31 protein-coding genes and 1 tRNA gene are annotated in these 26219 nt (G+C 72.9%); 19 read left to right on the top strand and 13 right to left on the bottom strand.

Annotation, left to right across the window (positions count from 1 at the left end; all coding sequences use genetic code 11):
- Window positions 1–20 precede the first annotated feature (20 nt).
- The 6 genes from FHX44_RS09760 to FHX44_RS09735 all read left to right on the top strand — a co-directional run bounded on the left by FHX44_RS09760 (window position 21) and on the right by FHX44_RS09735 (window position 4381).
- Window positions 21–971 (top strand): PLP-dependent cysteine synthase family protein, encoded by a 951-nt coding sequence (locus tag FHX44_RS09760; protein WP_147255186.1) that lies wholly within the window; start codon window positions 21–23, stop codon window positions 969–971.
- 346 nt (window positions 972–1317) lie between these two features.
- Entirely contained in the window at window positions 1318–1926 is a 609-nt protein-coding gene (locus tag FHX44_RS09755; protein WP_170308857.1) for a rhomboid family intramembrane serine protease, read from the top strand.
- Between the two features lie 9 nt (window positions 1927–1935).
- Window positions 1936–2775, top strand: a complete 840-nt coding sequence (gene murI, locus FHX44_RS09750; RefSeq protein ID WP_147255185.1) for a glutamate racemase — start codon at window positions 1936–1938, stop codon at window positions 2773–2775.
- Between the two features lie 50 nt (window positions 2776–2825).
- On the top strand, window positions 2826–3188 hold the full coding sequence (locus FHX44_RS09745; RefSeq protein ID WP_147255184.1) for a hypothetical protein: 363 nt from the start codon (window positions 2826–2828) through the stop codon (window positions 3186–3188).
- Window positions 3181–3582, top strand: a complete 402-nt coding sequence (locus FHX44_RS09740; protein WP_170308856.1) for a hypothetical protein — start codon at window positions 3181–3183, stop codon at window positions 3580–3582. Before FHX44_RS09745 ends, FHX44_RS09740 begins: the two co-directional genes overlap by 8 nt.
- 10 nt (window positions 3583–3592) lie before the next feature.
- Window positions 3593–4381 (top strand): MBL fold metallo-hydrolase, encoded by a 789-nt coding sequence (locus FHX44_RS09735; RefSeq protein WP_147255183.1) that lies wholly within the window; start codon window positions 3593–3595, stop codon window positions 4379–4381.
- 11 nt (window positions 4382–4392) lie between these two features.
- On the opposite strand, the gene FHX44_RS09730 is transcribed toward FHX44_RS09735, so the two are convergent.
- On the bottom strand, window positions 4393–4923 hold the full coding sequence (locus tag FHX44_RS09730) for a DUF2231 domain-containing protein (RefSeq protein WP_170308855.1): 531 nt from the start codon (window positions 4921–4923) through the stop codon (window positions 4393–4395).
- Between the two features lie 23 nt (window positions 4924–4946).
- Here FHX44_RS09730 and rph point away from each other — a divergent pair, with 23 nt between their 5' ends.
- Both rph and rdgB read left to right on the top strand, forming a co-directional pair.
- Window positions 4947–5699: a ribonuclease PH gene (gene rph, locus FHX44_RS09725; RefSeq protein WP_147255181.1), complete on the top strand. Its 753-nt coding sequence runs from the start codon at window positions 4947–4949 to the stop codon at window positions 5697–5699.
- The gene (gene rdgB, locus FHX44_RS09720; RefSeq protein ID WP_147255180.1) at window positions 5696–6286 is read left to right on the top strand and encodes an RdgB/HAM1 family non-canonical purine NTP pyrophosphatase; all 591 of its coding nucleotides are present in this window, start codon (window positions 5696–5698) and stop codon (window positions 6284–6286) included. The genes rph and rdgB overlap by 4 nt, the downstream gene beginning before the upstream one ends.
- Window positions 6287–6568: 282 nt before the next feature.
- Here rdgB and pcaC read toward each other — a convergent pair whose 3' ends face one another.
- Window positions 6569–6967 (bottom strand): 4-carboxymuconolactone decarboxylase, encoded by a 399-nt coding sequence (gene pcaC / locus FHX44_RS09715; protein ID WP_147255179.1) that lies wholly within the window; start codon window positions 6965–6967, stop codon window positions 6569–6571.
- A 36-nt stretch (window positions 6968–7003) separates the two neighbouring features.
- Between pcaC and FHX44_RS09710 the strand changes: the two genes are divergently transcribed.
- Window positions 7004–7729 carry a TVP38/TMEM64 family protein gene (locus FHX44_RS09710; protein ID WP_246170288.1) on the top strand — a complete coding sequence of 242 codons (726 nt, stop codon included), beginning with the start codon at window positions 7004–7006 and terminating at the stop codon, window positions 7727–7729.
- A gap of 25 nt (window positions 7730–7754) precedes the next feature.
- Here the strand turns inward: FHX44_RS09710 and FHX44_RS09705 are convergent.
- The 6 genes from FHX44_RS09705 to FHX44_RS09680 form a co-directional block, all read right to left on the bottom strand.
- Window positions 7755–7828 (bottom strand) — tRNA-Leu (locus FHX44_RS09705).
- 704 nt (window positions 7829–8532) lie between these two features.
- Window positions 8533–8895: an MmcQ/YjbR family DNA-binding protein gene (locus FHX44_RS09700; RefSeq protein WP_147255178.1), complete on the bottom strand. Its 363-nt coding sequence runs from the start codon at window positions 8893–8895 to the stop codon at window positions 8533–8535.
- A 15-nt stretch (window positions 8896–8910) separates the two neighbouring features.
- The gene (locus tag FHX44_RS09695; protein ID WP_147255177.1) at window positions 8911–9711 is read right to left on the bottom strand and encodes a carbohydrate ABC transporter permease; all 801 of its coding nucleotides are present in this window, start codon (window positions 9709–9711) and stop codon (window positions 8911–8913) included.
- The gene (locus tag FHX44_RS09690) at window positions 9708–10625 is read right to left on the bottom strand and encodes a carbohydrate ABC transporter permease (protein WP_147255176.1); all 918 of its coding nucleotides are present in this window, start codon (window positions 10623–10625) and stop codon (window positions 9708–9710) included. Before FHX44_RS09690 ends, FHX44_RS09695 begins: the two co-directional genes overlap by 4 nt.
- 15 nt (window positions 10626–10640) lie before the next feature.
- Window positions 10641–12002 (bottom strand): extracellular solute-binding protein, encoded by a 1362-nt coding sequence (locus FHX44_RS09685; protein WP_147255175.1) that lies wholly within the window; start codon window positions 12000–12002, stop codon window positions 10641–10643.
- A gap of 9 nt (window positions 12003–12011) precedes the next feature.
- Window positions 12012–13058: a carbohydrate kinase family protein gene (locus tag FHX44_RS09680; protein WP_147261041.1), complete on the bottom strand. Its 1047-nt coding sequence runs from the start codon at window positions 13056–13058 to the stop codon at window positions 12012–12014.
- Between the two features lie 245 nt (window positions 13059–13303).
- Between FHX44_RS09680 and FHX44_RS09675 the strand changes: the two genes are divergently transcribed.
- Genes FHX44_RS09675 through FHX44_RS09665 form a run of 3 tightly spaced genes read left to right on the top strand, consistent with a single transcriptional unit; the run spans window position 13304 to window position 16006 of the window.
- The gene (locus tag FHX44_RS09675; RefSeq protein WP_147255174.1) at window positions 13304–14059 is read left to right on the top strand and encodes a DeoR/GlpR family DNA-binding transcription regulator; all 756 of its coding nucleotides are present in this window, start codon (window positions 13304–13306) and stop codon (window positions 14057–14059) included.
- Window positions 14056–15390, top strand: coding sequence for a 6-phospho-beta-glucosidase (locus FHX44_RS09670; RefSeq protein WP_147255173.1), 1335 nt, complete (start codon window positions 14056–14058; stop codon window positions 15388–15390). The genes FHX44_RS09675 and FHX44_RS09670 overlap by 4 nt, the downstream gene beginning before the upstream one ends.
- Window positions 15391–15430: 40 nt before the next feature.
- Window positions 15431–16006, top strand: a complete 576-nt coding sequence (locus FHX44_RS09665) for a hypothetical protein (RefSeq protein WP_147255172.1) — start codon at window positions 15431–15433, stop codon at window positions 16004–16006.
- A 3-nt stretch (window positions 16007–16009) separates the two neighbouring features.
- Here FHX44_RS09665 and bcp read toward each other — a convergent pair whose 3' ends face one another.
- Window positions 16010–16477 (bottom strand): thioredoxin-dependent thiol peroxidase, encoded by a 468-nt coding sequence (bcp, locus tag FHX44_RS09660; RefSeq protein ID WP_147255171.1) that lies wholly within the window; start codon window positions 16475–16477, stop codon window positions 16010–16012.
- A gap of 80 nt (window positions 16478–16557) precedes the next feature.
- Here bcp and FHX44_RS09655 point away from each other — a divergent pair, with 80 nt between their 5' ends.
- On the top strand, window positions 16558–16779 hold the full coding sequence (locus tag FHX44_RS09655) for a DUF3618 domain-containing protein (protein ID WP_147255170.1): 222 nt from the start codon (window positions 16558–16560) through the stop codon (window positions 16777–16779).
- A 13-nt stretch (window positions 16780–16792) separates the two neighbouring features.
- Here FHX44_RS09655 and FHX44_RS09650 read toward each other — a convergent pair whose 3' ends face one another.
- The 4 genes from FHX44_RS09650 to FHX44_RS09635 form a co-directional block, all read right to left on the bottom strand.
- Window positions 16793–18016, bottom strand: a complete 1224-nt coding sequence (locus FHX44_RS09650) for an NAD(P)/FAD-dependent oxidoreductase (protein WP_147255169.1) — start codon at window positions 18014–18016, stop codon at window positions 16793–16795.
- A gap of 36 nt (window positions 18017–18052) precedes the next feature.
- The gene (locus FHX44_RS09645; protein WP_147255168.1) at window positions 18053–18832 is read right to left on the bottom strand and encodes a SigB/SigF/SigG family RNA polymerase sigma factor; all 780 of its coding nucleotides are present in this window, start codon (window positions 18830–18832) and stop codon (window positions 18053–18055) included.
- A complete protein-coding gene (locus tag FHX44_RS09640) occupies window positions 18829–19269 on the bottom strand; it encodes an ATP-binding protein (RefSeq protein WP_147255167.1) in 441 nt (146 codons plus the stop codon). Before FHX44_RS09640 ends, FHX44_RS09645 begins: the two co-directional genes overlap by 4 nt.
- Window positions 19270–19347: 78 nt before the next feature.
- On the bottom strand, window positions 19348–19719 hold the full coding sequence (locus FHX44_RS09635) for an STAS domain-containing protein (protein WP_147255166.1): 372 nt from the start codon (window positions 19717–19719) through the stop codon (window positions 19348–19350).
- Window positions 19720–19799: 80 nt separating this feature from the next.
- On the opposite strand from FHX44_RS09635, the gene larE reads away from it, so the two are divergent.
- The 6 genes from larE to FHX44_RS09605 are packed head-to-tail and all read left to right on the top strand — an operon-like array spanning window position 19800 to window position 26211.
- Window positions 19800–20627, top strand: coding sequence for an ATP-dependent sacrificial sulfur transferase LarE (larE, locus tag FHX44_RS09630; RefSeq protein ID WP_147255165.1), 828 nt, complete (start codon window positions 19800–19802; stop codon window positions 20625–20627).
- Complete coding sequence (gene larB / locus FHX44_RS09625; RefSeq protein WP_147255164.1) at window positions 20624–21379, top strand: nickel pincer cofactor biosynthesis protein LarB; 756 nt, start codon at window positions 20624–20626, stop codon at window positions 21377–21379. Before larE ends, larB begins: the two co-directional genes overlap by 4 nt.
- Window positions 21376–22524, top strand: coding sequence for a nickel pincer cofactor biosynthesis protein LarC (gene larC / locus FHX44_RS09620; RefSeq protein WP_147255163.1), 1149 nt, complete (start codon window positions 21376–21378; stop codon window positions 22522–22524). The genes larB and larC overlap by 4 nt, the downstream gene beginning before the upstream one ends.
- Before the next feature lie 57 nt (window positions 22525–22581).
- Window positions 22582–23889, top strand: coding sequence for a nickel pincer cofactor-dependent isomerase, group 22 (locus tag FHX44_RS09615; protein WP_147255162.1), 1308 nt, complete (start codon window positions 22582–22584; stop codon window positions 23887–23889).
- A 28-nt stretch (window positions 23890–23917) separates the two neighbouring features.
- Window positions 23918–25450: a UxaA family hydrolase gene (locus tag FHX44_RS09610; protein ID WP_147255161.1), complete on the top strand. Its 1533-nt coding sequence runs from the start codon at window positions 23918–23920 to the stop codon at window positions 25448–25450.
- Window positions 25450–26211, top strand: coding sequence for an SDR family NAD(P)-dependent oxidoreductase (locus FHX44_RS09605; protein WP_147255160.1), 762 nt, complete (start codon window positions 25450–25452; stop codon window positions 26209–26211). The genes FHX44_RS09610 and FHX44_RS09605 overlap by 1 nt, the downstream gene beginning before the upstream one ends.
- Window positions 26212–26219: the final 8 nt, after the last annotated feature.

Genomic DNA, 26219 nt, shown 5'->3' with positions numbered 1-26219 from the left:
GCGCTACCCCAGGAGGCGTCATGGCCCGGTACGACTCCCTGCTGCAGGCGGTTGGCGACACCCCGCTGGTAGGCCTGCCGTCGCTCTCGCCCGCTCCGCACGTGCGGCTGTGGGCCAAGCTGGAGGACCGCAACCCCACCGGATCCATCAAGGACCGCCCGGCCCTCGCGATGATCGAGAAGGCCGAGGCGGACGGGTTGCTGACGCCCGGCTGCACGGTGCTGGAGCCGACGTCCGGAAACACGGGCATCTCGCTCGCGATGGCCTGCAAGCTCAAGGGCTACCAGCTGGTCTGCGTGATGCCGGAGAACACGTCCCTCGAGCGCCGCCAGCTCCTGGAGATGTACGGCGCGCAGATCATCTCCTCGCCCGCGGCAGGTGGCTCCAACCAGGCCGTCGCCATGGCGAAGGAGCTGGCCGCGGAGCACCCGGACTGGGTCATGCTCTACCAGTACGGCAACCCGGCCAACGCCGACGCGCACTACCGCACCACCGGTCCGGAGATCCTGCGCGACCTGCCGACCGTCACCCACTTCGTCGCAGGGCTCGGCACCACCGGCACGCTCGTCGGCACCGGCCGCTACCTGCGCGAGCACAAGCCCGACATCCAGATCGTGGCCGCCGAGCCGCGCTACGGCGAGCTGGTCTACGGCCTGCGCAACCTCGACGAGGGCTTCGTCCCCGAGTTGTACGACCCCGAGGTGCTCACCGCCCGCTACTCCGTCGGCAGCCGCGACGCCCTGCGCCGCACCCGCCAGCTCGTGGAGCAGGAGGGCATCTTCGCCGGCATCTCCAGCGGCGGCATCCTGCACGCCGCGCTCGCCGTGGCGGAGAAGGCGGCCGGAGCGGGCGAGACCGCCGACATCGTGATCATCATCGCGGACGCGGGGTGGAAGTACCTGTCCACCGGCGCCTACGCGGGCGAGCTGGACGACGCGGCCGAGGGCATCGAGGGCCACCTCTGGGCGTGAGCTGCCCGTATCAGCCCACGGCCGCGCAGGTCGAAGGGTCGACCTGCACCGGGGGTCGTCGCGCGTGACGTCCTGCAGGGGCTCGGTCACCGCCGGGTGTGCCACCCCGTCGGCGATGGTGCAGGGCCCCGCCGTGCCGTCGTAGTGGGGCGTGCCGCCCGTGGACGCGGCCTCGTCGAGCCTGGCTTGCACGTCGCGGAGCTGACGGCTGGGCGTGCCGGGCACGCACCCGTACTCACCGATGGCGGACACCCCGCCGCCCTCGTAGAGCCGCCACGGTGCGCCGCTCGAAGTGACGTGGCCCACATCGGTCGCGTCCGGACTCCACCTGCGTAACCTCGATGGCATGGCCGCCCCTGCGCCCGCCCCTCGCCGGACCGCCCGCGTGCTGCCGCGCACCCCGGTCACCTCGGCACTGTTCATGCTGCTGTTCACGGCCGGGCTGTACGTCGTCGAGGCGTTCGACGTCGTCAGCGGCCACATGCTCGATCGGAACTACGGCATCGAGCCGCTCGAGGCCGACGGGCTCGACGGAGTGCTGTTCGCCCCCCTGCTGCACGCCGACTGGGGCCACCTGGTCGCCAACACGGTGCCGTTCCTCGTGCTCGGGTTCCTGGCCATGGCCGGCGGCGTCCGCCAGTTCGTGGTGGTGACGGCCACGATCTGGATCCTGGGCGGGCTCGGGGTGTGGCTCACCGGCGGCTACGGCTCCGGCTACCACATCGGGGCATCCGGGTTGATCTTCGGCTGGCTGGTCTTCCTGCTCACCCGGGGTTTCTTCGCCCGCAGCGGCCTCCAGATCCTCCTCGCGGTGGGGCTGTTCCTCGTCTGGGGCGGCATCCTGTTCGGCGTGCTGCCGGGGCAGCCGGGCATCTCGTGGCAGGCCCACCTGTTCGGGGCGCTCGCCGGGCTGCTGGCGGCCCGGCTCGCCGCCCGCGCCGACCGCCGCGCCTAGACTTCCCGCGTGCCCCCCGGTCCCGACGCCCCGATCGGCATCTTCGACTCCGGCGTCGGTGGCCTCACCGTGGCGAGGTCGCTGATCGACCAGCTGCCCGCCGAGCAGGTCGTGTACGTCGGCGACACCGCCCACGGGCCGTACGGGCCGCTGCGCATCGCCGACGTGCGCCGCCACGCCCTCGCCGTCGGCGACGCGCTGATGGAGCGGGGGGTCAAGGCGCTGGTCGTCGCCTGCAACACCGCCACCGCCGCCTGCCTGCCCGACATCCGCGAGCGCTACCCGGTGCCGGTCGTGGAGGTGTTGCGGCCCGCGGTGCGCCGGGCCGTCGCCACCACCCGGAGCGGGCGGATCGGGGTGATCGGCACCAGCGCGACGATCGCATCGGGCGCCTACCAGGACGCCTTCGCCGCCGCACCCGGCGCGGAGGTCACGGCCGTCGCCTGCCCGCGTTTCGTCGACTTCGTCGAGCGCGGCATGACGAGCGGCCGCCAGGTGCTCGGGCTCGTGCAGAGCTACCTGGAGCCGCTGCAGCGGGCGCGGATCGACACGCTGGTGCTCGGCTGCACGCACTACCCGCTGCTCGCAGGCGTGCTCCAGATCGTCGCCGGGCCGGACGTCACGCTCGTCTCCAGCGCGGACGAGACGGCCAAGGACGTCGTGCGCGTGCTCATGGAGCACGACCTCGCCCGCGACCCCGCCGGCCCGCCGCCCGCTGCACACCGCTTCCTCGCCACGGGCGACCCGGAGCCGTTCCGCCGCCTGGGCCGCCGCTTCCTCGGCCCGGAGATCGGCGCGGTCGCAGGCCTCCGCACCCTTCCGACGAGCGGCGCGTTCGTCGGAACCTAGGCGACGAACGCGCCGCTCGTCGGATTACTCGGCTCGGGTAGCGTCGCGGCGTGATCGGCGCTCTCGTCGTCGTGGTTCAGGTCGCGCTCCTGGCGCTCGCGGTCTACGGCGTTGTCCTCACCGTGCTGAACCGGCCTCCGGACGTGTGGACCAAGCGCGCGGCGGGCGCCGTGGTCGCGCTGCTCGTGCTGCAGGCCGCGATCGGCGCGGTGCAGGTCTTCTCCGGTACCGCGCTGCCCGAGACCACCACGTTCCTCATCTACCTCGTCGTGTCCGTGTGCGTGCTCCCGATCGCCACGCAGTTCGCCACCGCCGAGCCGACGCGATGGGGCGGGGCCGTCGTGGCCGTGGGGGCGATCGCCACGGCCGTCGCGGTCTGGCGGTTGCAGGGACTGTGGGTGCCCGTTGCCTGAGCCCGCCCGCGCCACGTCGTCCGGGCCGGGGCGGGTGCTGATCGCCGTCTACGGGGTGTTCGCGCTCTCGGCCACGGCGCGCGCAGGCGTGCAGATCGCCACCCGGTTCGGCGAGGCGCCCGTGCCGTACCTGCTGTCGGCGCTCGCCGGTGTCGTCTACATCCTCGCGACGATCGGGCTCGCCGGTCACGGGCCCGCCGCTCGGCGGCTCGCCTGGGGAGCCGTGGTGTTCGAGCTCGTCGGCGTGCTCGCCGTCGGCACGCTGACGGTGTTCGACAACGGCGACTTCCCCGATGACACGGTCTGGTCGGTGTACGGGCGCGGCTACGGCTTCGTGCCGCTCGTGCTCCCGCTCATCGGCCTGTGGTGGCTGCGGCACACACGCGCGCGTTAGCTTCTCAAGCATGCGGCTGATCGTGCTCGGGTGTTCGGGCAGCGGGCCGGGGCCGGACGCACCGGCCTCCGGCTACCTCGTCGACACGGGGGACGCACGGCTCGTGCTCGACCTGGGCAACGGCACGTTCGGCGCCCTGCAGCGCCACCTCGACCCGTGGGAGCTCGACGCCGTCGCCTTCTCCCACCTGCACCCGGACCACTGCGCCGACTTCACCTCGCTCGTGGTGCACCGCCGCTACCACCCGCGCCCGCCGTACGACCCCGCCGCGCGCCCGCTGCCGGTGCACGCCCCGGCCGAGGCGCCCGACCGGTTCGCCGCCGCGTACGCGCCCTCCGCCGCCGAGCGGGCCGAGACCGACCTCACCGACGTGTTCACCTTCCACGCGCTCTCCGACGGCGGCACGTCCGACGTCGGGGCCGCCACGCTCACGGCTCGGCGCGTCGACCACCTCTGCGAGGCCTACGGGCTGCGCGTGGAGGCGGGTGGGCGGAGCCTCGTCTACAGCGGTGACACCGGCCCGTGCACCGCGCTCGTGGAACTCGCCCGCGACGCGGACGTGCTGCTGTGCGAGGCCACCTGGCCGCACGTCATGCCGCAGTGGGGGGACGAGCCGCCCACCGGGGTGCACCTGTCGGGACGGCAGGCAGGCGAGCACGCCGCGGCGGCCGGGGTCGGGCGGCTGCTCATCACCCACGTGCCCGCCTGGTTCGACGGGGAGGAGCTGCTGGCCGAGGCCAAGGCCGCGTTCGGCGGGCCCGTTGAGCTGGTGATCCCCGAGGGGGCGTACGAGATCTAGCGGGACGCGGGCTACTGGCCGATCCCCTGCCAGACGGCCATGGACCCGGCGTGCCCGATCCACACGACGATGGCGGTGACGGCGAGGCCGGCGAGCGCCGCCAGCGCGGAGAGCCCGGCGGCGACGCGGTAGCGCGAGGGGCCTGCGGCGGGCGCGGCGTGCGCCCCGACCTCTGCCCGCACGGCGGCCAGCTCCGTGAGCACGGCGGCGGCCAGCAGCACGAGGAACGCGAGGGCGACCGGCAGCAGCCACGAGGCCCGCTCGGCGTGGACGTCGATCAGCGGGTTCTGCACGCGCAGGGCCGTCCACAGCTCCGTGCCGGTGGTGGTGGCCACCGGGACCGCGCCGACGCCGACCAGCGCCAGCAGCAGGACCGGGATGCCGAGCGAGCGCCGCCACGAGCGCCGCACCGCGATCACAACGGAACCCAGCGCGGCGAGCGGCAGCAGCACGACGACCGCGTGCACGACGAGAGGGTGCAGCGGGATGCCGTCGATGACCCACATGTCCTGCTCAACGTTCAACCGCCGTGTCCGGTTCATCCCCCGGGTCATAGGGTGGCCCCGTGACGCGCGCAGACGGCAGGACGGACGACGACCTCCGCCCGGTGACCATCACCCGGGGTTTCCAGAAGCATCCGGCGGGTTCGGTGCTCGTCGAGTTCGGGGACACGAAGGTGCTGTGCGCGGCGAGCGTCACGGAGGGCGTACCGCGCTGGCGCAAGGGATCGGGTCTGGGCTGGCTCACCGCGGAGTACGCGATGCTGCCGTCGGCCACGAACACCCGCAGCGACCGCGAGTCGGTGCGGGGGCGCATCGGCGGGCGCACGCACGAGATCAGCAGGCTGATCGGCCGCTCGCTGCGTGCCTGCATCGACCTCGCCGCGCTCGGCGAGAACACCATTGCCCTCGACTGCGACGTCATCCAGGCCGACGGCGGCACCCGCACCGCGGCGATCACCGGTGCCTACGTGGCGCTCGCCGACGCGGTGACCTGGCTCGGCGCGCAGGGTGCGCTCGCCGATCCGAAGCCGCTGTCGTGCCAGGTCGCCGCCGTCAGCGTCGGTGTGGTGGACGGGCGCGTGCGGCTCGACCTGCCGTACGAGGAGGACTCCCGCGCCGAGGTCGACGCGAACGTCGTCGCCACTGACACGGGCACCCTCATCGAGGTGCAGAGCACCGGCGAGGGCGCCACCTTCACCCGCAGCACGCTCGACTCGATGCTCGACATCGCGCTGGCAGGCATCCGGAAGCTGTCGGACCTGCAGGCCGAGGTGCTGGCGCAGCCCTACCCGCGTGACCTGCCGGGGCGCTCGTGAAGGTACTGCTCGCCACCCGCAACGTCGGCAAGCTCGCCGAGCTGCGCCGGATGCTCGCCGACGGACCCTTCGAGGTGCTCGGGCTCGCCGACGTGCCGGACTTCCCGGAGGCGCCCGAGACCGGCGCCACCTTCGCGGAGAACGCCCTCGCCAAGGCGCGGGACGCGGCGGCGGCTTCCGGCCTGCCGTCCGTGGCGGACGACTCGGGCCTCGCCGTCGAGGCGCTGAACGGGATGCCCGGTGTGCTGTCGGCGCGCTGGTGCGGCCGGCACGGCGACGACCTCGCCAACCTCGAGCTCCTCCTCGGCCAGCTCGCCGACGTGCCGGACGAGCGGCGGCGCGGCGCGTTCGTGTGCGCGGCGGCGCTGGTGGTGCCGGGCGGGCCGGAGACGGTGGTGCACGGGGAGTGGTCGGGCCGGATCGTGCGGGCGCCGCGCGGCACCGGCGGCTTCGGCTACGACCCGATCTTCGTGCCCGACGGCGAGGAGCGCACCTCCGCCGAGCTCAGCCCGGAGGAGAAGGACGCCGCCTCCCACCGCGGCCGCGCCATGCGCGCCCTCCTGCCCCACCTGCACGCCCTGACCTGACCAGCACCGCGCGCCGGACTCGCCGCGGTACGACGTCGGACTCGCCGTGCCGGAACGTCGGGCTCGCCATGGCAGGGCGTCGGACTCGCCGTGCCGGAACGTCGGACTCGCCGTGGCAGGGCGTCGGACTCGCCGTGCTCGGACGCAAGACTCGCGACAGGTTGCGGGACAACCCAGGCGAGTCTTGCGTTTCGACACGGTGAGTCGTGCGTTCTGGCACGGCGAGTCCTGCGTCTCGGCGCGGCGAGTCCGGCGGCGCCGCAGTGTCAGTCCGTGGGGTCGTCAGTCCGTGGGGTCGGGTTCGGCCAGGACTCGGCGGGCGACGGCGAAGGCGGAGTTGGCGGCGGGGACGCCGCAGTAGATCGCGCTCTGCAGCAGCACCTCGACGATCTCCTCGCGGGTGAGGCCGTTGCGCAGAGCCGCCCGCAGGTGCATCTCCAACTCGGCGTAGTGGCCGTGCGCGACGAGCGCGGTGAGCGTGATGGCGCTGCGCATCCGCCGGTCGAGGCCGGGGCGGGTCCAGATGCCGCCCCACGCGTACCGGGTGATCAGCTCCTGGAAGTCGGCCGTGACGGCGTCGGCGCGGGCGATGGCGGCGTCGACGTGCTTCGCCCCGAGCACCTCGCGGCGCACGGCGAGGCCGTCGGGGTCGAGGTCGAGGGTGGGCTGCTCCGTGGTCACGTCCCGCACCGTAGCCGCCGCGAAGGTGAACGGGCGGTGTCGAGCACCACCCTTCCCGACCCGCCGCTCCCGGACGCCGGTACCTTCGGTCGGGTGAGCTGGGGACGGATCGCCGCCGTGGGCATTGGTGTGCTCGTGGTCGCCGTGCTCGCGTTCCTGCTGTTCCGGACCGGCACGGACCTGCTGGACGTCCGCACCGCCGTGCAGGCGGCGGGCCTGTGGGCCCCGCTGCTGTTCGTGCTGCTGCAGGGCATGGTCACGGTCACGCCGATCCCGCGCACGGTGTTCACGGTGGCGGCGGGGGTGCTGTTCGGCGGGATCGGTGGCGTGATCCTCGCGGTGGTGGGCACCTCGCTCGCTGCGACCGTCGCGTTCTGGCTGGTCAAGCTGCTGGGCGGCCGGTTCGTTCGCCGGCACACCGACCATCGCGTCATGACGTGGGTACGCGCCCGGCTGGACCGCAACGGCCTGCTCGCGATGGTGTCGCTGCGGCTGATCCCGGCCGTGCCGTTCTCGGCGATGAACTACGCCTCGGCGCTCTCGGGTGTGCGCTTCGCGCCCTACCTGCTGGGTACGGTGCTGGGGGTCCTGCCCGGGACGATCGGGATCGTGATCCTCGGCGACGCCGCGGTGGGCGGCAACCCGCACCCGGCGATGCTGCTGGTCTCGGTGACCTCGGGCCTCGTTGGGCTCACGGGTGCGCTGATCGCGGCCCGGCGGCCGGCACCGACCGGCCAGGTTCTGCCCGACCCCGCGGACTGACGTGGGCCGGGCCCCGTAGCGGAAGTGCCGGCGATGGGATTCGAACCCACACTGTCGGCGTTCTAAGCGCCGCCTCTCTGCCGATTGGAGTACGCCGGCTTCCTGTTCCGCCCGCACCACGTATCGGTGATGGCGTGGCAGTTCGGGCACAGGATACGGAGGTTCTCCAGGCGGTTGTCGGTGTGGTCGCCATTGTGTGATCAAGATGCAGGGGCAGCAGTTGACCCCGCCATCTGGTGAGGTCGCACTCGGCGCACTTGGGCGCAAGCAGCCCTGCCTCGATGAGGGGCCTGCGCAGGTTCGAGTTGCCGCTGTACGTGGAGCCTCGGACGAGGATCTCCTCCAACGGGATCTTCGGACGTCACCGACCTCGTGCCCATCGAGTGCCGGTGAAGTGCGATGTGTCGAAGCCTGACGACCGGATGTGGCCAACGATCATGCGATGTACGCCACCGTTCGGCGTGTATCCCAGGCGCCGGCTCACCTCGGACACGGAGTCGCTCGCCGCCACGGCCTCCGCGAGATCCTCCAACGACCAGGAGCGCCGGTGTCGGCGCACACCCCCGGCGGAAAGCGGGATGTGCGACGCATCCAGCCCGAGGCGGGCGATGTGCCGTCGGAGCATGTCGTACTTGCCGGGCCGAAGGCCGAGCCGGCGGCAGACCTCGCTGAGGGTCCGGCTCGCCGCCACAGCAGCTGTCAGCTGCTCGTCCGTCCAACTCCGCGCCCGGGGCATGATCCCGACGCTATCGAACAGGTGTTCGCAAGCAGCATCGAAGATCGCGAGTTGTCCACAAGCAGTGCTAGACCAAGGGGTCGGCGAGCTCGGCCGGAGCGCGCATGCGCCAGGCGTCGAGGATCAGTTCCTCCAACCGTTCCGGTCCGACCCTGTCGAGCCACACCATCACCAGCGGCAGGCCGTCGTAGGTGGGGTGGGTGAAGAACAGCTCGGGCTCTCCGAGGAGCAGCGCCTGCTTCTCGGCCTCGTCGCCGACGTACAGCACGGCGACGTCGGTGCGGATCTCCCGCCTCCGCCCGGGCACGCGCTCCGGATAGGACCACACGAACCCCTTGTTCCCGACGCGGAAGTCGAAGCCCTCGCTGGGGATCTCCTCGACCCCCGGTAGCGCGAGCGCGATCCGGCGCACGTCGTCGTCGGTCGCCACGAAAACCCCCTCGACTCACTCCCGCACGGCGCCCTCAAGCATGCCCCGGATGAAATGGCGCTGGAGGAAGAGGTACACCACCACGACCGGCGCGGCGACGATCACCGCCCCGGCCGCGAGCAGCGTGAGGCCGGACGTGTGCTGCCCCTGGAAGAACGCGAGTCCGAGCGGTGCGGTGCGCAGGCTCTCGTCGGTGGCCATGACCAGCGGGATGAGGAACTCGTTCCAGGTCCACATGAACGTCAGCACCACCATCGTCACGATCGCGGGACGGCCCGGCGGCACCAGGATCTGCCAGAGGATGCGCCACGAGCCCGCGCCGTCGAGGCGGCCGGCCTCGATGAGCGACTGCGGGCGGGACCGGAAGTAGGCCCGCATCCAGAACGTGCCGAAGGCGACCGACTGGGCCACCTGCGGCAGGGCGATGCCCCAGAACGTGTTGGTGAGCCCGAAGGTGCGCAGGTCGAAGTACAGCGGGACGACGATGACCTCGGTGGGCACCATGAGCCCGAGCAGGAACAGCGGGAAGAGGACCGCGGCGCCGGGGACGCGCATGGTCCCGAACGCGTAGCCCGCCAGGATCGACAGCACGCCTGCCACGGCCACGACGAAGCCCGAGACGGCGATGCTGGTGAGCATCGAGCTCCCGAACCGGCCCTCCTCCCAGGCAGCCGGGAAGTTGGCGAGACCGCCCGTGCCCCCGGCGTCGTCGGGGCCGAGGGCGGTGCCGAGGATCGTGAGGATCGGCCACAGCGCGATCGCGGCGAAGAGCAGCAGGATCGCGTAGTTGGCGGACCGCTCGGTGTGGGAGATCATCGGCGCTCGCCGATCCGGGCCACCGCGAGGTTGATCGCGAAGATGATCACGGTGAGCGTGACGCCGACGGCCGCCGCCGAGCCCACCTCACCCAGCCGGAACGCCCGGTTGTAGACCTCGTACGAGGGCACCGACGTGCGGTTGCCCGGCCCGCCGCCGGTGGTGATGTAGATCAGGTCGAACGTCTTGAGCGCGGCGATCACGGTGAGCGTCAGCGCGACGGCGAGCTCGGCGCGCACCGACGGCAGCGTGATCGCGAAGAACTCCCGCACCGGGCCCGCGCCGTCCAGGCGGGCGGCCTCGTACAGCTGGTCGGGTATGCGGCTGATCCCGGCCATGAGCAGCACGGTGACGAGCCCGGTCTGCACCCAGGTGCCGATCACGCCGACGGCGGGCAACGCGAACGTGGGGTCGCCGAGCCACGCCCGGGCGACCCCGCCGAGCCCGACGATGCCGAGCAGGTCGTTGACCGAGCCGTCTGGGGCGTAGAGCTGCCGCCACGCGACGCCGACCACCACCATGGCGATCACCTGCGGCAGGAACACGACGGTGCGGAAGAACGGCAGACCGCGAACCCGCGCGCGGGTGAGCAGCGTGGCCAGCACGAGCCCGATCGCTGTGGGCAGGAGCGCGAAGAACACGATCAGGACGAGCGCGTGCCCGAACGCCGCGCGCAGGTCGCCGTCGGTGACGACGTCGAGGTAGTTGTCCAGGCCGACGAACGTGGCGAGCGTGAGCCCGTCCCAGTCGAAGAGCGACAGGTGCACGGCCCGGCCGAGGGGGTAGAGCACGAACGCCGCGTACACGACCAGTGCGGGCGCCACGTAGGCCAGCGCGTGCCACGGCGAGGGCCCGAGGTGCCCGCGGCGGGCCGGGGCGGTGGTGGTCGGCCCGGCGAGGAGCGTGTCAGCCATTCTCGTCGGCAGGCGTCATCGGTTGACGAAAGCGGCGTAGTCGGCCTCCACCGTGGAGAGGACGGCCTCGGGCGGCTGCGCGCCGGAGAGCAGGTCCTGCAGCGCCGCGCCCATCGTGTCGCCCATGGTCGGGGTGGCGTAGTCGAGGTACGGCAGCAGCTGGCCGTCGTCGGCGACGGCCGCGAACGCGGCGAAGACGTCCTGTGAGAGCCCGGCGGGCGGGGTCTGCGCCGCGGTGTCGACGACGGGCAGGTTGCCGGTCTCGGTGAGCACCCGCATCGCGTCCGAGCTGGTGATGAAGTCGAGGTAGGCCGCGGCGGCGTCGGGTGCGTCACTGGCGCTGGTGATGGCGAAGGGCAGCCCGGTGCCCCCGGTGGCCGAGACGGGACGGCCCGCGGGCGGCGGGGGCGGCATGAACCGGACGTTCTGGCCCATGGCCGCCTCCAGGTCGGCGGCGTACCAGGAGCCGCCGATGAGGAACACCGCCTCGCCCCGGGAGAACGCCTGCCACGCCTGGTTGTCGTCGATGCCGTTGACGCCCTCGTTGAAGTACCCGGCGCGGGCCCAGTCGGCCACGCGTTGCGCCGCCTGGGTGTTCTCGGGGGTGGTCCAGGAGGCCCCCGCGCGGCCGAACGCGAGGTCGGTGATCTGGTCGGCCGGCACGAGCTGGTCCTGCACCGTGCCGAACACGTGCAGGGCGGGCCAGCTCTCGACGTTGCCCAGCGCGAGCGGGGTGGCCCCGCCGGCCTTGACGGCGGCGAGCGCTGCCTCGAACTCCTCCCACGTCGTGGGGACGGCGATGCCGAGCCGCTGCAGCTCCGCGGGGTTGTAGTAGATGCCGACGACCTCACCGACCTGCGGCAGCCCGTACATCTCGCCCTCGCCGAACACCTTGCCGTCGGGGGTGTAGCTCACGTACTGCCGCACCGAGTCCGGGTAGCGCTGGTCCCAGCCGTAGGCCCGCGACCACGGCTCCAGCGGCAGCAGCTCGCCTGCCGCCACGAACGCACCCATGTCCGCGCGGCCGTTGTTGGCCTGCACGACGTCCGGCGCGTCGTTGCCGGACAGGGCCAGGCGCAGCGTGGTGGCGAGGTCGTCGAACGAGCGCGAGTCGCGCTTGATCGTGACGTTCGGGTACTGCTGCTGGAACGCGGCGTTGAGCCGCTCCATCTGCTCGTTCTGGCCGCCGCGGACCTCCTGGTCCCAGACGGTGAGCGTGACCGGCCCCAGCGAGGCGATGTCGGTCTGCACGGCGCGGTCGGTGGGTGGCGGAGCGGCCGCGTTCTCCGATCCCGGCGTGCACGCGGCGAGCAGCCCCAGCGCCCCGACGAGCGCGGCGACGGCGGCGCGACGAGTACGTGCGGGACGGCTGGTCATGGGGGCTCCTCAGGGGCGGGTGACGTCGGAGTGGCGGGCGATGGTGGCGGCGGCCCGCCGCACCCCGCAGACGTGCGTGCGGGGCACGAGGTCCTCGAGGAACCCGTAGCGGCCGGCGAGCTCGACGGACGCGGGGTTGCCCTCGGCGGCGCAGGCGCGGGTGCGGCGCCACCAGTCGCCGATGTCACCCCAGCCCGGTGCGGCGAGCGAGCCGCCGAACTCGTGGACGGCGAGCGCGGCGGAGACCCCGGCGAACCGCAGGCGGTGTTCGAGGGGCCAGCCGGCGATGGTGCCGAGCACGAGCGCCGCCCCGAAGACGTCACCGGCCCCGGTGGGGTCGAGCGCGTCCACGGGGAGCGCGGGCACCTCCGCCGTCTCGCCGGTGACGCCGTCGATCGCGATGGCACCCTCGCCGCCCAGCGTGACGACGGCGAGCGGGACGTGCTCGGCGAGCGTGCGCAGCGCGGCCTTCGGGGTGTCGGTGCGGGTGTAGTGCATGGCCTCGACCGCGTTGGGCATGAACGCGTCGCAGCCCGCGAGCGTGCGCAGCAGGGCCGGATCCCACGTGCCGGTGGGGTCCCAGCCCGCGTCGGCGAACACGAGGGCGCCATCCTGCCGGGACCGCGCCACCCACGACGGGAGGACGGGGACGCCTGCGCCCTCGCCGATGCTGGTGATCACGGCCCGGCAGCGCGGCGGCGTACCGATCAGCTCGTCGGCGCTGATGGGCAGCTCGTGGCCGTGGGTGACCATGCTGCGGTCGCGCTGCACCGCCATCGAGACGGTGACGGGGGAGTGCCACTCCGCGAAGCGCCGGGACCGGGACAGGTCCACGCGCTCCTGCTCGGCGAGGGTCTGCCAGAGGAAGTCGGCGTAGACGTCGTCGCCGAAGCCCGCGGCGAGGCTCGTGCGCAGGCCCAGCCGGGCGGTCGCGACCGCGAGGTTGGCGATCCCGCCGGGGCAGGAGGCCATGCCCGCCGCCCACACCTCGGTGCCTGCGGCGGGGGGCGACGGCAGGCCGGTGAAGACGATGTCGAGGAACACGGTGCCGGACATGAAGACGTCGACGGCGGGGGAGTCGGCGTCGCGAAGGTCGGCGAGGGGATCCCACCACACTGGCTCGTGCGGGGTCTCCACGATCGCGCTGGTCACGTGTCACCACCTGTTCGTCGGCTCGCCTGCCGGGATAGTGCCGGTGAGGTGCGCACATGGCAACCGTTTGTGCGCGATTTTGCGCAGCCGTGACGCTGACTGCGCACTCATGACTGTTCGTCTGCGCGTTCCTGCGTTACCTTGTGGCCGTGCTTCCGGCGACGCGTCACGGGGAGATCCTCCGCCTGGTGCGGTCCTCGGGCGTGGTCTCGGTGGAGGCGCTGGCCGAGAACCTCGGGGTGAGCCCGTCGACGATCCGGCGCGACCTGCAGTCGCTCGACGCCGACGGTGCGCTGCGCCGCGTCCGGGGTGGTGCAGGGTCCGTCCCGGACGACGACCCGGTGCCGTTCGCGCAGGTCGCCACCGTGGCCGCTGGCGACAAGGAATGCGTCGCGCGCGCGGCGGCCGAGTTCGTCGGTGACGGCGAGGTGGTGCTGATCGACATCGGCACCACAACCGCACGGCTGGCGAGGGCGCTGCGGGGCAAGCGGATCACGGTGATCACGAGCAGCCTCGCGGTCGTCGACGAGCTGCGCGACGACCCGGCCGTCGAGCTGCTCGTGCTCGGCGGCATCCTGCGCCGCAACTACCACTCGCTCGTCGGGATGCTCACCGAGCAGGCGCTGCGTGAGGTGCGCGCCCACCGGCTCTTCCTCGGCACGAGCGGCATCTCCCGGGATGGCGAGGTGCGCGACTCCACGCTCGTCGAGGTGCCGGTCAAGCGCGCGATGATCGAGGCGGCCGAGCAGACGGTGGTGGTGGCCGACCGCGGCAAGTTCCCCGGCACGGGGCTGCTCACCGTGTGCGGGCCCGAGCAGGTCGACGTGATCGTCACCAACGAGGGCGCCGACGCCGCCACACTCGCCGCCTGCGCCGCGGCCGGGACGGAGATCCGGCTCGCGTGAAACTCACGATCCTCGGCGGTGGCGGGTTCCGGGTGCCGCTGGTCTACCGGGCACTCGGGGACTCGTCCCCGATCAGCGAAGTGGTCCTGCACGACGTCGCGCCCGGGCGGCTCGCGGCGATCCAGGCCGTTCTCGAGCAGGTCGGGGGCGGTCCTGCGGTGCGTGCCACCACCGACCTGGACGACGCACTGGCCGGCGCCCGGTTCGTGTTCTCCGCGATACGGGTGGACGGGCTCGCCGGCCGCACCGTGGACGAGCGGGTGGCGCTGTCGTGCGGTGTGCTGGGCCAGGAGACCACCGGTCCGGGCGGGATCGCGTACGGCCTGCGGACGGTGCCGGTCGCGCTGCGCGTCGCCGAGCGGGTGGCCGCCGTGGCGCCGGATGCGTGGGTCATCAACTTCACCAACCCCGCCGGCATGATCACCGAGGCCATGCAGCGCGTGCTCGGCGAGCGCGTGGTGGGCATCTGCGACTCGCCGATCGGGCTCGCGCAGCGGGCCGCGCGGGCGCTGACCGGGCTCGGTTTCGACGTGGGCCCCGAGCCGGTGGTCGAGTACGTGGGGCTCAACCACCTGGGCTGGCTGCGGGGCCTGCGGGTGGACGGGGCGGACCGGCTGCCCGACCTGCTGGCCGACGACGCCGCGCTCGCGTCCATCGAGGAGGCGCGGCTCGTGGGTGCCGACTGGGTGCGCGCCATCGGGGCGCTGCCCAACGAGTACCTCTACTACTTCTACCGCACCCGCGAGGCGGTCGCGGCGATCGGCGGCGCCGAGAGCACGCGCGGGGAGTACCTGCTCGCCCAGCAGGAGCGGTTCTACGCCGACGCCGCCGCCGACCCGGCCCGCGCCCTGGAGCGCTGGACGCGGGCGCGCGCCGAGCGCGACGCCAGCTACATGGCCGAGAGCCGGGAGGCGAGCGGCGCGGGCGAACGCGCGGCCGAGGACGTCGCAGGCGGTGGCTACCAGCAGGTGGCGCTCGAGCTGATGGCGGCGCTGTCCGGCGGCGAGCCCCGCACGATGATCCTCGACGTCCGCAACGGCGCAGCCGTGCCCGGGCTGCCTGCCGAGGCGGTGGTGGAGGTGCCCTGCCTGGTGGGCGCGCACGGCGTCACGCCGCTGGCCACCGCCCCCCTGCCCGGCGCGATGCTGGGCCTGTTGCAGCAGGTCAAGGCAGTGGAGCAGGACACCATCGAAGCTGCCGTCACCGGGTCGGACGTGCTGGCGCTGCGCGCGTTCGCGCAGCACCCGCTCGTCGACTCGGTGGGCGTGGCGCAGCGACTCCTCGACGGCTACCGCGCGCAGCTCCCGGGAATCGCCGAGATCCTCGGGTAGCACCCCAACCTCGGCCGCCCCCAGCGGGTCGTCCCCATCGATGGGCGACACGAGGGGGGAGGGCGAGATGGGGGAGCGGGCGCGAAGGACGATCGAGAACACCGTCGGTGGGCTGCTCGGGCTCGGGCTCGGCGTCGGCGTGATGGGCCTGGGGATGAAGGCGTTGGAGGCCGTCGGCGCAGACCCGATCACGTTCGCCGTCGTCCTCGCCACCGTCGCCGGGGGGTTCGCCTACGGGTGCGTGCAGGTCGGCATCGCCGCCGTTCAGGTCGTCAGCCTGTCCGTCCGCGCCCGGCGGCACCTGCGGGCCGGCCGACTGGAGGCGCTCGCCCCACTCGTCCGCGAGATGGTGGAGTACGACGAGCTGTTCCCCGGGTTCGACCATCCGAGGACGGTCACACGGCGCCGCGCGCTGATCTTCGTCCTCGCACGCCTCGGCCGCTTCGAGGAGGCCGGCATCATCGCCGAGCGGAACGTCGGGAGCCTGTCCCGCAGGCTCGGCGCCACCCACCCGGACACGGCGGAGGCCCGGGATGTTGCACGGCTCCTCCGGGAGGCGGCCCTGGCCCCCTCGGTCGCCGAGGTCGTGCGGGAGGCGATGCGGACCAGGACCTGAGTGTCAGACCGCGAGGTCCTTGCGCAGCTTCGCGACGTGCCCGGTGGCGCGGACGTTGTAGAACGCCTGCTCGATCTTCCCGTCCGGGTCGACCACGAACGTCGACCGGATGACGCCGGTGACCGTCTTGCCGTACATCTTCTTCTCGCCGAAGGCGCCCCAGGCCGTGAGCACCTCCTTGTCGACGTCGGAGAGCAGCGTGAACGTCAGGCCCTCCGCGTCGCGGAACTTCGCGAGCTTCGCCTGCTTGTCCGGTGAGATCCCGATGACGTCGAGGCCGGCGTCGCCCAGCTCGGCGAGGTTGTCGCGGAAGTCGCAGGCCTGCTTCGTGCAGCCGGGCGTGCTCGCGGCTGGGTAGAAGTAGACGATCACCCGGCGGCCGCGGTGGTCCGACAGGGACACGGGCTTGCCGTCCGCGTCGGGAAGGGTGAAGTCGGGAGCCGTGTCGCCGGGAGCCAAACGGGTGGTCATGCCGCGATACTGACACCCCAGCCGCTGATCTACGGTGGCACCCTCCGCAAGAGAAGTCCACCCCAGCACCAGGAGGCGTCGTGCCCCGCGACCCGGACACCATCCAGCGCGAGATCGAGCAGGCGAGGGACGCGCTCGCGGTCAGCCTCGACGAGCTCTCGGAGCGGGCCCACCCGAAGCACCTGGTGGATGCCGGGAAGGAGAGCGTGCAGCACCGCCTCGCCGACCCGCGGATCCGCTACGGCCTGATGGCCATCGGCGCCCTGCTCGTGTTCGCCCTGCTCCGCAAGCTCTTCCGCTGACGCTGGGCGCGGCTCAGGAGAGCGCGGCCGCGGTGGCGCGCGCCTCCGACAGCGGGGCGCCCGCCGCCACCAGGGGCCGGTAGCGCGCCACCAGGCGGGCGGCGCCGAAGCCGGCCACCGCCACCACCCGGTCGCCCGCGACGTACGCCGCCACGGTGCCGCGCACGGGGCCGCTGTCGAGCCCGGCGCCGTGCAGCTGCACGACCTCGTCGCCCAGCTCGGGGCGGCCCAGGATCTGGATCTTGAGCCCGAACTGGTCGGACCAGCAGTAGGGCACCGCGGCCTGCGGGGGTGGGGCGCCCAGTACGTCCCGTGCCGCGATGGTGGCCTGGTCGCCCGCGCTCGTCCAGTGCTCGTGGCGGTACCGCCCGCCGGTCGCCGGGTCGTCCCACGACGCGACGTCGCCGACGGCCCAGACGCCCTCCAGGCCGTGCACCCGCCCCGTGGGTCCGCACGCGAGGCCGCCGGAGGTGTCGAGGCCGAGGCCGGCCAGCCAGTCCAGGCGTGCCACGCCGCCGATCCCGACGACGGCGGCCTCCGCGCCGATTCGCCTGCCGTCGGCGAGCTCGACCGCGACCCCGTCGGGTGCGTCCCCGAATCGGGTGATCTTGGCGCCGGTGTGCAGCGCGACGCCGCCCTCGGTGAGCAGCCGCCCCGCCACGGGACCCACGTGCGGGCCGAGCGCGTGGGCGGCGGGCACGTCGAGCGCCTCGACGACCGTGACGGCGATGCCGCGGGTTCGGGCTGAGCTCGCCACCTCGGCGCCGATGAACCCGGCGCCGACGACGAGCAGCGACGACGCCGTCTCCAGCGTGGCCCGCAGGGCGAGTGCGTCGTCGAGGGTGCGCAGGGTGTGCACGTGCGCGGGCTGGTCGGGGAGCTCCCGCGCGACCAGGCCGGTGGCGATGACGATGGCGTCGCCGTGCAGCGCGGCCCCGTCGGCAAGTTCCAGCTCGTGACCGCGGTCGCCGGGGCGCAGGGCGACGGCCGGGTTGCCGAGGTGGGTGCGCACGCCGAGCTCGTCGAACGTGTCGGGCTCGGCGAGCCCGGTGCGCTCCGGGTGCCACTCGCCGGTGAGCACCTGCTTGGACAGCGGCGGCCGGTCGTAGGGCAGGTGCGACTCGGCACCGACGAGGCTGATCCGGCCCTGCAGCCCGGCGGAGCGCAGCTGCTGTGCCGTGCGCAGTCCGCCCAGCCCGGCCCCGACGATCACAACGTGTTCCGGCTGACCGGTCATGATGTGTTCCCCCTCGCCGGGATTCTGTCGCAGCGCTCAGCCGACGCGGGTCTCGGGGTCCAGCCGGGTGCGCAGCCGGTCCAGGGTCTGGGCGAGGAGCCGGGACACGTGCATCTGGGAGATGCCGACGCGGTCGGCGATCTGGGTCTGGGTCATGTTGCCGAAGAAGCGCAGCAGCACGATCGTGCGCTCCCGTTCGGCCAGCTCGGCGAGCACGGGGCGCAACGCCTGCCGGAAGTCGACGCGGTCGAGCTCGGCGTCGGCCTCGCCCACCAGCTCGCCGACGGTGGCACTGCCCTGCTCCGAGGAGAGCATCTCGTCCAGCGACGAGCTGCGGTACGCCTCGGAGGCCTCCAGGCCCTCCAGCACCTCGGAGACGGGCACCCCGAGCCGCTCGGCGATCTCGGTGGGTTTCGGCGCGCGGCCGAGGCTCTGCGACAGCTCGGACACCGCGCCGTTGATCGAGACGTGCAGGTCCTTGAGCCGCCGCGGCACGCGCATCGACCAGCCGAGGTCGCGGAAGTGGCGCCGGACCTCGCCGCTGATGGTGGGCACGGCGAACGAGAAGAAGTCGCTGCCGCGGTCGGGGGCGTAGCGGTCGATCGCGTTGATCAGACCGACGGTGGCGACCTGCACGAGGTCGTCGAGGGGCTCGCCGCGGTTGGAGAAGCGGCGAGCGATGTGCTGGGCCACCGGGAGGAACCCCCGCACGAGCTCGTCCCGCAGCTTCTCCCGGTCGGGGTGATCGGCCGGGAGGGCGGCGTAGCGTTCGAGGAGGGGCGAGAGGTGGCCGTACTCGGGATCTGCTCGGGTCACCGCATCACGTCGCCGGAGCGCTTGTCCAACCGGATGCCCACGGTGGGCCCGACGTCGTCGCGGCCGGCGTCGTGGTGGACGGTGACGTCGTCGGCGAGGGTCTGCAGCACGCGCCAGCCGAAGGTGTCGGTGGAGACCACCGCATCGGAGTGCTTCGTCTGCACCTGCGCGTGTACCTCGATGCGCTCAGGGCGCACCAGGAACGTGCAGCGCAGCCACGAGGTGGGCGCGGCGACGTCGACGAGCGTTGCGCAGGCCTCGTCCACGGCCATCCGCAGGTCGGAGATGGCGTCGAGGTCGAAGTCGGCCCGTGCGGCCAGGTCGGAGGCGACCGCGCGGATCGTCGGGATCAGCGCGGCACTCGCCGACGTCCGGACCTCCACGGTCGATGCCCCGTCGAGTGCGTCGGCGGGCGTTGGGGAGTCCAGGTCGGACACGCTGCCGGGTCTCCTTCCGGTCAGTCGGGTGCGGTCACCGCACCGGCGGCTTCATCTTGCTACCTGGTCGTTGCCGGTTCAATCGCGCCCCCCGTACGCGGACTCCACGTCGGAGTACAGGTCGAACAGCACCGCGGTGCCCGTGATCTCGAGGGGGCGGCGTACCGCGCGACTGGTGATGACCAGCCGCAACCGCGTGCCGCGGTCCTCGGCCCGGTGTGCCGCGGTGATCAGCACGGCCAGGCCGCTGGAGGCGAGGAACCGCACCTTCGTGAGGTCCATCACGAGAATCTCGCCCGATGTGGTGAGCAGATCCTCGGTGGCGGCGGTGAACGCGGGCGCGGTGAGCGTGTCGATCTCGCCGCGCACGGTGAGGACGGCGGTGTCCGGGTACGGCCGGCTCATGGCGATTTCCAGGAATTCCGGGCAGGGCTGGATCGATTCGTCCATCTCTCACCTCCGCCTCGGACGGCCGACCCTACCTCGCGCTCCCAGTGCGATTCGGCGTGTCACCCGCTTAGAGTGCGGTCGTGTCCCAGACGTCTGATGAGGTGAAGCTGGCGGCTCTTCGGGAGCGGGTGCGCGCCGAGCCGCGGCTGCTGGTCGCCTACTCCGGCGGGGTCGACTCGGCGCTCGTGGCAGCCGTCGCCGCGCAGGAGCTCGGAGAGCGGGCCGTGGCCGTCACGGCGGTGTCGGCGAGCCTGCCGCGCAGCGAGCGGGCGGCCGCGCGGGCGTTCGCCACCGCCCACGGGATCGCCCACGTGGAGGTGGCGACCGACGAGCTCGACCGGCCCGAGTACGTCGCCAACGGCGGGGACCGCTGCTACCACTGCAAGTCCGCGCTCTTCGACGCGCTCGCCCCGCTCGCTGCCCTGTCCGGGGCGCGGATCGCACTCGGCACCAACACCGACGATCTCGGCGACCACCGGCCCGGCCAGGCCGCCGCCGTCGCGCGCGGGGCGATCGCGCCACTGCTCGATGCCGGCTTCGGCAAGTCCGACGTGCGCCGCGTCAGCGCCGCACTCGGCCTCGCCACCGCCGAGAAACCGGCCGCCGCATGCCTCTCCTCGCGCGTGGCCTACGGCGACCCGGTCACGCCGGAGGTGCTGCACCGCATCGAGCTGGCCGAGGAGGCGGTGCGGGCGCTCGGCTTCGACGTCTGCCGGGTGCGCGCCCACGGTGGGGGATCGGTGGCGCGCGTCGAGGTGCCGGGCGAGGACGTGCCCCGGGCCGCTGACCTGCGTTCCGAGCTGGACCGGGCCGTTCGTGGGGCGGGTTTCGAGTTCTGCGCGCTCGACATGCAGGGCTTCGCGAGCGGGCGGATGAACGTGCTGCTCGGAATGCCGACCTCCCGATGACGGCTGAGCATGAGCTGCCGGGCGCCTCGAGGGCCCGCGAGCACGCCGGAGCGGAGCGGAGGCGATCGAGCGCTGCCTTCGAGGATCTCGGGTACGCGCGGCCCGACACCGGCCGGGAGGCACGGCTCGGCCTTCCCGAGGTCGTGTACGGGCCGGGGAAGACGGTCGATCAGATCGTGGGCGTGGTGCGATCGCTGCTCGCGGGCAACGACGGTCCGGTGCTGGTCAGCCGCATCGAAGACGGGGCCGCCGCCGAGGTGGGCGCCGCCGTCGAGGGTGGTGCCTACGACCCGGTGGCCCGGCTGCTGGTCTGGCGGCCCGCGGCGCCGCGGCCGTTCCGGGTGGTGGTGGCGTCGGCGGGCACGTCCGACTGGCCGGTGGCGGCCGAGGCGGCGGCCGTCGCCACGGCGATCGGGCTGCAGGTCGACGAGGTGCGCGACGTCGGGGTGGCCGGCGTGCACCGGCTGCTCGCCGAGAAGGAGAGGCTCGCGGCGGCCGACGCCGTGATCTGCGTGGCCGGCATGGAGGGCGCGCTGCCGAGCGTGGTCGGCGGGCTGGTCGGGTGCCCGGTCATCGCGGTGCCCACGTCCGTCGGGTACGGCGCGGTGTTCGAGGGCGTCACGCCGCTGCTCGCGATGCTCAGCTCCTGCGCGGCGGGGGTGGTGGTCGTGAACATCGACTCCGGCTTCGGGGCGGCGATCGCGGCCCACCGGATGGCCCTGGGGACAACGGCACAGCGAGCCGTCCGTTGATCCTCTGGCTCAACCCGTTCAGCGGGATCTCCGGCGACATGCTGCTGGGCGCGCTGCTCGACCTCGGCGCACCCCTCGAAGGGGTGCGGGCCGCGGTGGCGCGCACGGGGCTGGACGGATGGGAGCTGCGTGCCGAGCGCGTGACGCGCGGCGGGATCGGCGCCACCCGTGCCGTCGTCGACGTCACCGACACCGCCACCGAGCGGCACGCGGCGGAGCTGCTCGCACGCGTGGCCGACGTGCCGGTCGCGGCACGCGCCGTGCGCGAGATCGCCGAGGTGGAGGCCGGGATCCACGGCATCGACCCCGCTCGGGTGCACCTGCACGAGATCGGCGGGCACGACACCGTCGTCGACACGGTCGGTGTGGCCGCCGCGCTCGACCTGCTCGGAGTGGACGAGGTGCACTGCGGGCCGCTGACCTTGGGCTCCGGCACCGTCGCCACCCGGCACGGGGTGCTGCCGGTGCCCGCGCCTGCCACCGCGGCGCTGCTGGCGCGGGCCGGCGCGCCGGTCGTCGGGGCGGGCGAGGGTGAGACGGTGACGCCCACCGGTGCGGCGCTGCTGGTCGCGACGGGCGCGCGGTTCGGCCCGCTCCCCGCGATGACGCTGCAGGGCGTCGGCTACGGCGCAGGCGGCCGCGACCCGGCCGGCCGTGCCAACGTGCTCCAGGCGCTGCTCGGTGCTGCCGCCGGTCGCATTGAACGGATGCTGCTGCTCGAGACGAACGTCGACGACGTCACCGGGGAGGTGCTCGGCCACCTCGTCGGGCGCCTGCTCGACGCCGGCGCCGCGGACGCGTGGCTCTCGCCGATCGTGATGAAGAAGGGCAGGCCGGCCCACACCGTCCACGTGCTGGTGGCCCCCGAGCGCGCGGCGGGCTGCGAGCGGATCGTGCTGGCGGAGACCGGCAGCCTCGGCCTGCGCCGCACACCCGTCGACCGTGCCGCCCTGCCCCGGCGCACCACCACCGTGGACGTCGAGGGGCATGCGATCCGGCTCAAGCACGGCCCCTGGGGGGTCAAGCCTGAACACGACGATCTGGCGGCGGCCGCCGCGGCTCTGGATCTCCCGCTCCGCGAGGTCACCCGCCGCGCCCTAGACATCGGACGTCTGGCTGCTCACACATCAGAGGAGTTGCGTTGACCTGGTGAGCGGCCGCACATAGCCTCGGGTGACAGGCCGCGCACAAGGGGGTACGTCGTGAGCACGCATCTCGGTCCGTTCGAGGCCGTCCGGAACCTGACCTACGACGTGCCGTTCCCGCGGCTGCTGCCGGTCCGGCAGCGGTTCGACCCGGAGCAGGTGGCCGACGTCGCCGCGGCCACGGCGCAGGCGCTCGAACCGCTGCGGGCGCGCATTCGCCCCGGCATGACCGTGGCGATCACCGCGGGCAGCCGCGGCATCCACGACAAGCCGGCGGTGGTGCGCGCGGCCGGGGAGTGGCTGCGCGCTGCGGGCGCCGACCCGTTCGTGGTGCCTGCGATGGGCTCGCACGGCGGCGCCACGGCGGAGGGCCAGGTGGAGCTGCTCGCCGACCTCGGGATCACCGAGGAGAGCGTGGGCATGCCGATCCGCGCCACCATGGAGACCGTCGAGATCGACCGGTTGCCCGACGGACCGGCCGTGCACCTCGACGCCAACGCGGCGAAGGCCGACGGCATCCTCGCGATCAACCGGGTCAAGGCGCACACCGACTTCCAGGGCGACGTCGAGAGCGGCATCTCCAAGATCGTCGCCATCGGGCTGGGCAAGCAGCGGGGCGCCGAGGGCATCCACCGCTTCGGCCCGGCCAACCTGGCGGTCTGGATCCCGCGCGTGGCGCGCCGGATCGTCGACACCGGCAAGATCCTCGGCGGCCTCGCGATCGTCGAGAACGCCTACGACCGGGCCGCCCGCATCGAGCTGCTGGACGCGCCGGACATCGCGGGCCCCGCCGAGAGCGCGCTGCTCGCCGACGCCAAGCGCCGCATGGCGCGGCTCCCGTTCGACGACATCGACGTGGCCGTGATCGACGAGATGGGCAAGAACTACTCCGGTGCGGGGATGGACACCAACGTCATCGGCCGGATGATGATCCGCGGCAGCGCGGAGTTCGAGGGCCCGCGCATCCGCAACATCGCGGTGCTGGACGTGAGCGACGCCTCCCACGGCAACGCCGTCGGGCTCGGCCTGGCCGACTTCGTGCCGTTCCGGCTGCTGGAGCGGATCGACCTGCGCAGCGTCTACATCAACGCGATGACCTCGGGGCTGGGCGGTCCGCAGCGGGCGCAGATCCCGATGGCGTTCGCCACCGACCGCGACACGATCGCCGCTGCCGTCGTCACCTGTGGTGTGGCGGACGTCGGCGCGGTCACGCTCGTGCGCATGCGCAACACCCTCGACCTCGAGCACCTGCTGGTCTCGGAGTCGTTGCGGGACGCCGTCGACGCCCATCCCGCCCTCGAGACCACCGGCGATGCCGTTCCGATGGAGTTCGGCGCCGACGGGGAACTGCTCAAGTGGGACTGACGCCCTCATCCACCACAGGGGAGAACCGATGACCGCACCGTCCACCGACGATCTCGGCGTGCGCCTGCACGCCGCCGACAACGTGGTGGTCGCCGCCCGCGAGATACCCGAGGGCACGGTGGTGGGTGGTGCCCCGGCGCGGCGCGTCATCCCGCGCGGCCACAAGATCGCCGTTGCCGACATCGCGCAGGGCGAGCCGGTCCGCAAGTACAACCAGATCATCGGGTTCGCGACGAGCGCTATCGGGCCCGGTGACCACGTGCACACCCACAACGTCGAGTTCCGGGCGTTCGAGCGCGACTACGCCGTGGGCGCCGACGTCACCGAGACGCAGTTCGTGCCCGAGTCCGAGCGGGCCACGTTCCAGGGCATCGTCCGGCCCGACGGCAAGGTGGCCACGCGCAACTACCTGGGCATCCTCACGTCGGTGAACTGCTCGGCCACCGCGGCGAAGATGATCGCCGACCAGTTCCGGCGGCCAGGGCTGCTCGACGAGTTCCCCAACGTCGACGGCGTCGTGGCGCTCACCCACGGCACCGGCTGCGGGATGGCCGACGACGGCGAGGGCATCGCGGTGCTGCGCCGCACGCTCGCCGGCTACGCCGAGCACCCCAACTTCGCCGGGTTCCTCCTGCTCGGTCTGGGCTGCGAGGTCAACCAGATCCGCGGCGTGTCGGAGGGCTGGCGGCTCGACCCGTCCCGCCCCGTCGCCACGATGACGATCCAGGAGCAGGGCGGCACCGTCGCCACCGTCCGGGCGGGCGTCGAGGCGCTGAAGGCGATGCTGCCGCAGGCCAACGAGGTCACCCGCCAGACCGTCCCGGCCAGCGAGCTCGTGCTCGGCCTGAACTGCGGCGGCTCCGACGCCTACTCGGGCATCACCGCCAACCCCGCGCTGGGCGCGGCCGTCGACATCCTGGTGCGCCACGGGGGCACCGCCGTGCTCGGCGAGACCCCGGAGATCTACGGCGCCGAGCACCTGCTCACCCGGCGTGCGGTCAGCCCCGAGATCGCGGAGAAGCTCGTCGAGCGGATCCGGTGGTGGGAGGACTACACCGCGAAGAACAACGGGTCGATGGACAACAACCCGTCGCCGGGCAACAAGGCGGGCGGGCTCACCACGATCCTGGAGAAGTCGCTCGGCGCCGTCGCGAAGGGCGGCACGACGAACCTCACGGGCGTCTACAAGTACGCGGAGCGGGTCACCGCCAAGGGCTTCACGTTCATGGACACGCCGGGCTACGACCCCGTGTCGGTCACCGGGATCGTGGCAGGCGGCGCCACCGTCATGTGCTTCACCACCGGGCGCGGTTCCGTTCTGGGCACCAAGCCGACGCCCAGCATCAAGCTCGCCACCAACACCGAGATGTACGAGCGGATGTCCGGCGACATGGACGTCAACTGCGGCGTGATCCTCTCCGAGGGCGAGTCCGTTGAGGCGGTGGGGGAGCGGCTGTTCCAGTTCATCCTCGACACCGCGTCCGGGCGCAAGACCTTCAGCGAGGAGCTGGGCTTCGGACAGGAGGAGTTCGTGCCCTGGCAGCTCGGGGCGGTCATGTGATGCTCGACTTCACCGGTCAGGTCGTCCTGGTCACCGGCGCCGGCAGCGGGATCGGCGCCGCCGTCGCCGAGGGGTTCGGCCGCCACGGCGCGCAGGTCGTCGTGCACTACGGGCACAATCGCGACGGCGCCGAGAAGGTCGCGGCCACCATCCAGGAGGCGGGCGGGCAGGCGTCGGTCGTCTCGGCGGACCTCGCGCGGCCGGCCGCGGCCGCCCGGCTCGTCCACGAGGTGGTCTCGCGACACGGGCGGCTCGACGTGCTCGTGAACAACGCCGGTGACCTGCTGGGGCGCATGCCCGTCACCGAGATGTCCGACGAGCAGTTCACGCGGGTCATGGACCTCAACATGACGTCGGTGTTCGCCGCCTGCCGAGAGGCGGTGCCGGTGATGCAGCGGCAGGGTGCGGGCGCGGTCGTGAACCTCACGTCGGTCGCGGCGCGCACCGGCGGCGCGGGCGGTTCGGTCGCGTACGCCACCGCGAAGGGCGCCGTCAGCACCTTCACGCGGGGCCTCGCCAAGGAGGTCGCGCGGACCGGGATCCGCGTGAACGCCATCGCGCCCGGCATCATCGTCACGCCGTTCCACGAGCGGAACACGCCCGACGAGCAGATGGCGGCGATGGTGTCCGGCATCCCCATGGGCCGGTCCGGCACGCCCGACGAGTGCGTCGGCACCGTACTCTTCCTCGCCGATCCCGCGATGAGCGGATACGTCACCGGTCAGGTGATCGAGATCAACGGCGGCCAGCTCACCCCCTGAAAGAAGGA

The sequence above is a fragment of the Pseudonocardia hierapolitana genome (assembly GCF_007994075.1).
Taxonomy (GTDB): Bacteria; Actinomycetota; Actinomycetes; order Mycobacteriales; family Pseudonocardiaceae; genus Pseudonocardia; species Pseudonocardia hierapolitana.
The sequence above is the reverse complement of the archived record's forward strand: the minus strand, read 5'-3'. Positions and strand labels throughout refer to the sequence as shown.

Bases quoted from the DNA above. Each gene is read 5' to 3' on its own strand.
- FHX44_RS09760 (WP_147255186.1), top strand. From the start codon at position 21: ATGGCCCGGTACGACTCCCTGCTGCAGGCGGTTGGCGACACCCCGCTG.
- FHX44_RS09755 (WP_170308857.1), top strand. From the start codon at position 1,318: ATGGCCGCCCCTGCGCCCGCCCCTCGCCGGACCGCCCGCGTGCTGCCG.
- FHX44_RS09735 (WP_147255183.1), top strand. From the start codon at position 3,593: ATGCGGCTGATCGTGCTCGGGTGTTCGGGCAGCGGGCCGGGGCCGGAC.
- FHX44_RS09730 (WP_170308855.1), bottom strand. From the start codon at position 4,923: ATGAACCGGACACGGCGGTTGAACGTTGAGCAGGACATGTGGGTCATC.
- FHX44_RS09695 (WP_147255177.1), bottom strand. From the start codon at position 9,711: ATGATCTCCCACACCGAGCGGTCCGCCAACTACGCGATCCTGCTGCTC.
- FHX44_RS09690 (WP_147255176.1), bottom strand. From the start codon at position 10,625: ATGGCTGACACGCTCCTCGCCGGGCCGACCACCACCGCCCCGGCCCGC.
- FHX44_RS09685 (WP_147255175.1), bottom strand. From the start codon at position 12,002: ATGACCAGCCGTCCCGCACGTACTCGTCGCGCCGCCGTCGCCGCGCTC.
- FHX44_RS09680 (WP_147261041.1), bottom strand. From the start codon at position 13,058: ATGTCCGGCACCGTGTTCCTCGACATCGTCTTCACCGGCCTGCCGTCG.
- FHX44_RS09665 (WP_147255172.1), top strand. From the start codon at position 15,431: ATGGGCGACACGAGGGGGGAGGGCGAGATGGGGGAGCGGGCGCGAAGG.
- bcp (WP_147255171.1), bottom strand. From the start codon at position 16,477: ATGACCACCCGTTTGGCTCCCGGCGACACGGCTCCCGACTTCACCCTT.
- FHX44_RS09650 (WP_147255169.1), bottom strand. From the start codon at position 18,016: ATGACCGGTCAGCCGGAACACGTTGTGATCGTCGGGGCCGGGCTGGGC.
- FHX44_RS09635 (WP_147255166.1), bottom strand. From the start codon at position 19,719: ATGGACGAATCGATCCAGCCCTGCCCGGAATTCCTGGAAATCGCCATG.
- larB (WP_147255164.1), top strand. From the start codon at position 20,624: ATGACGGCTGAGCATGAGCTGCCGGGCGCCTCGAGGGCCCGCGAGCAC.
- FHX44_RS09610 (WP_147255161.1), top strand. From the start codon at position 23,918: ATGACCGCACCGTCCACCGACGATCTCGGCGTGCGCCTGCACGCCGCC.
- FHX44_RS09605 (WP_147255160.1), top strand. From the start codon at position 25,450: ATGCTCGACTTCACCGGTCAGGTCGTCCTGGTCACCGGCGCCGGCAGC.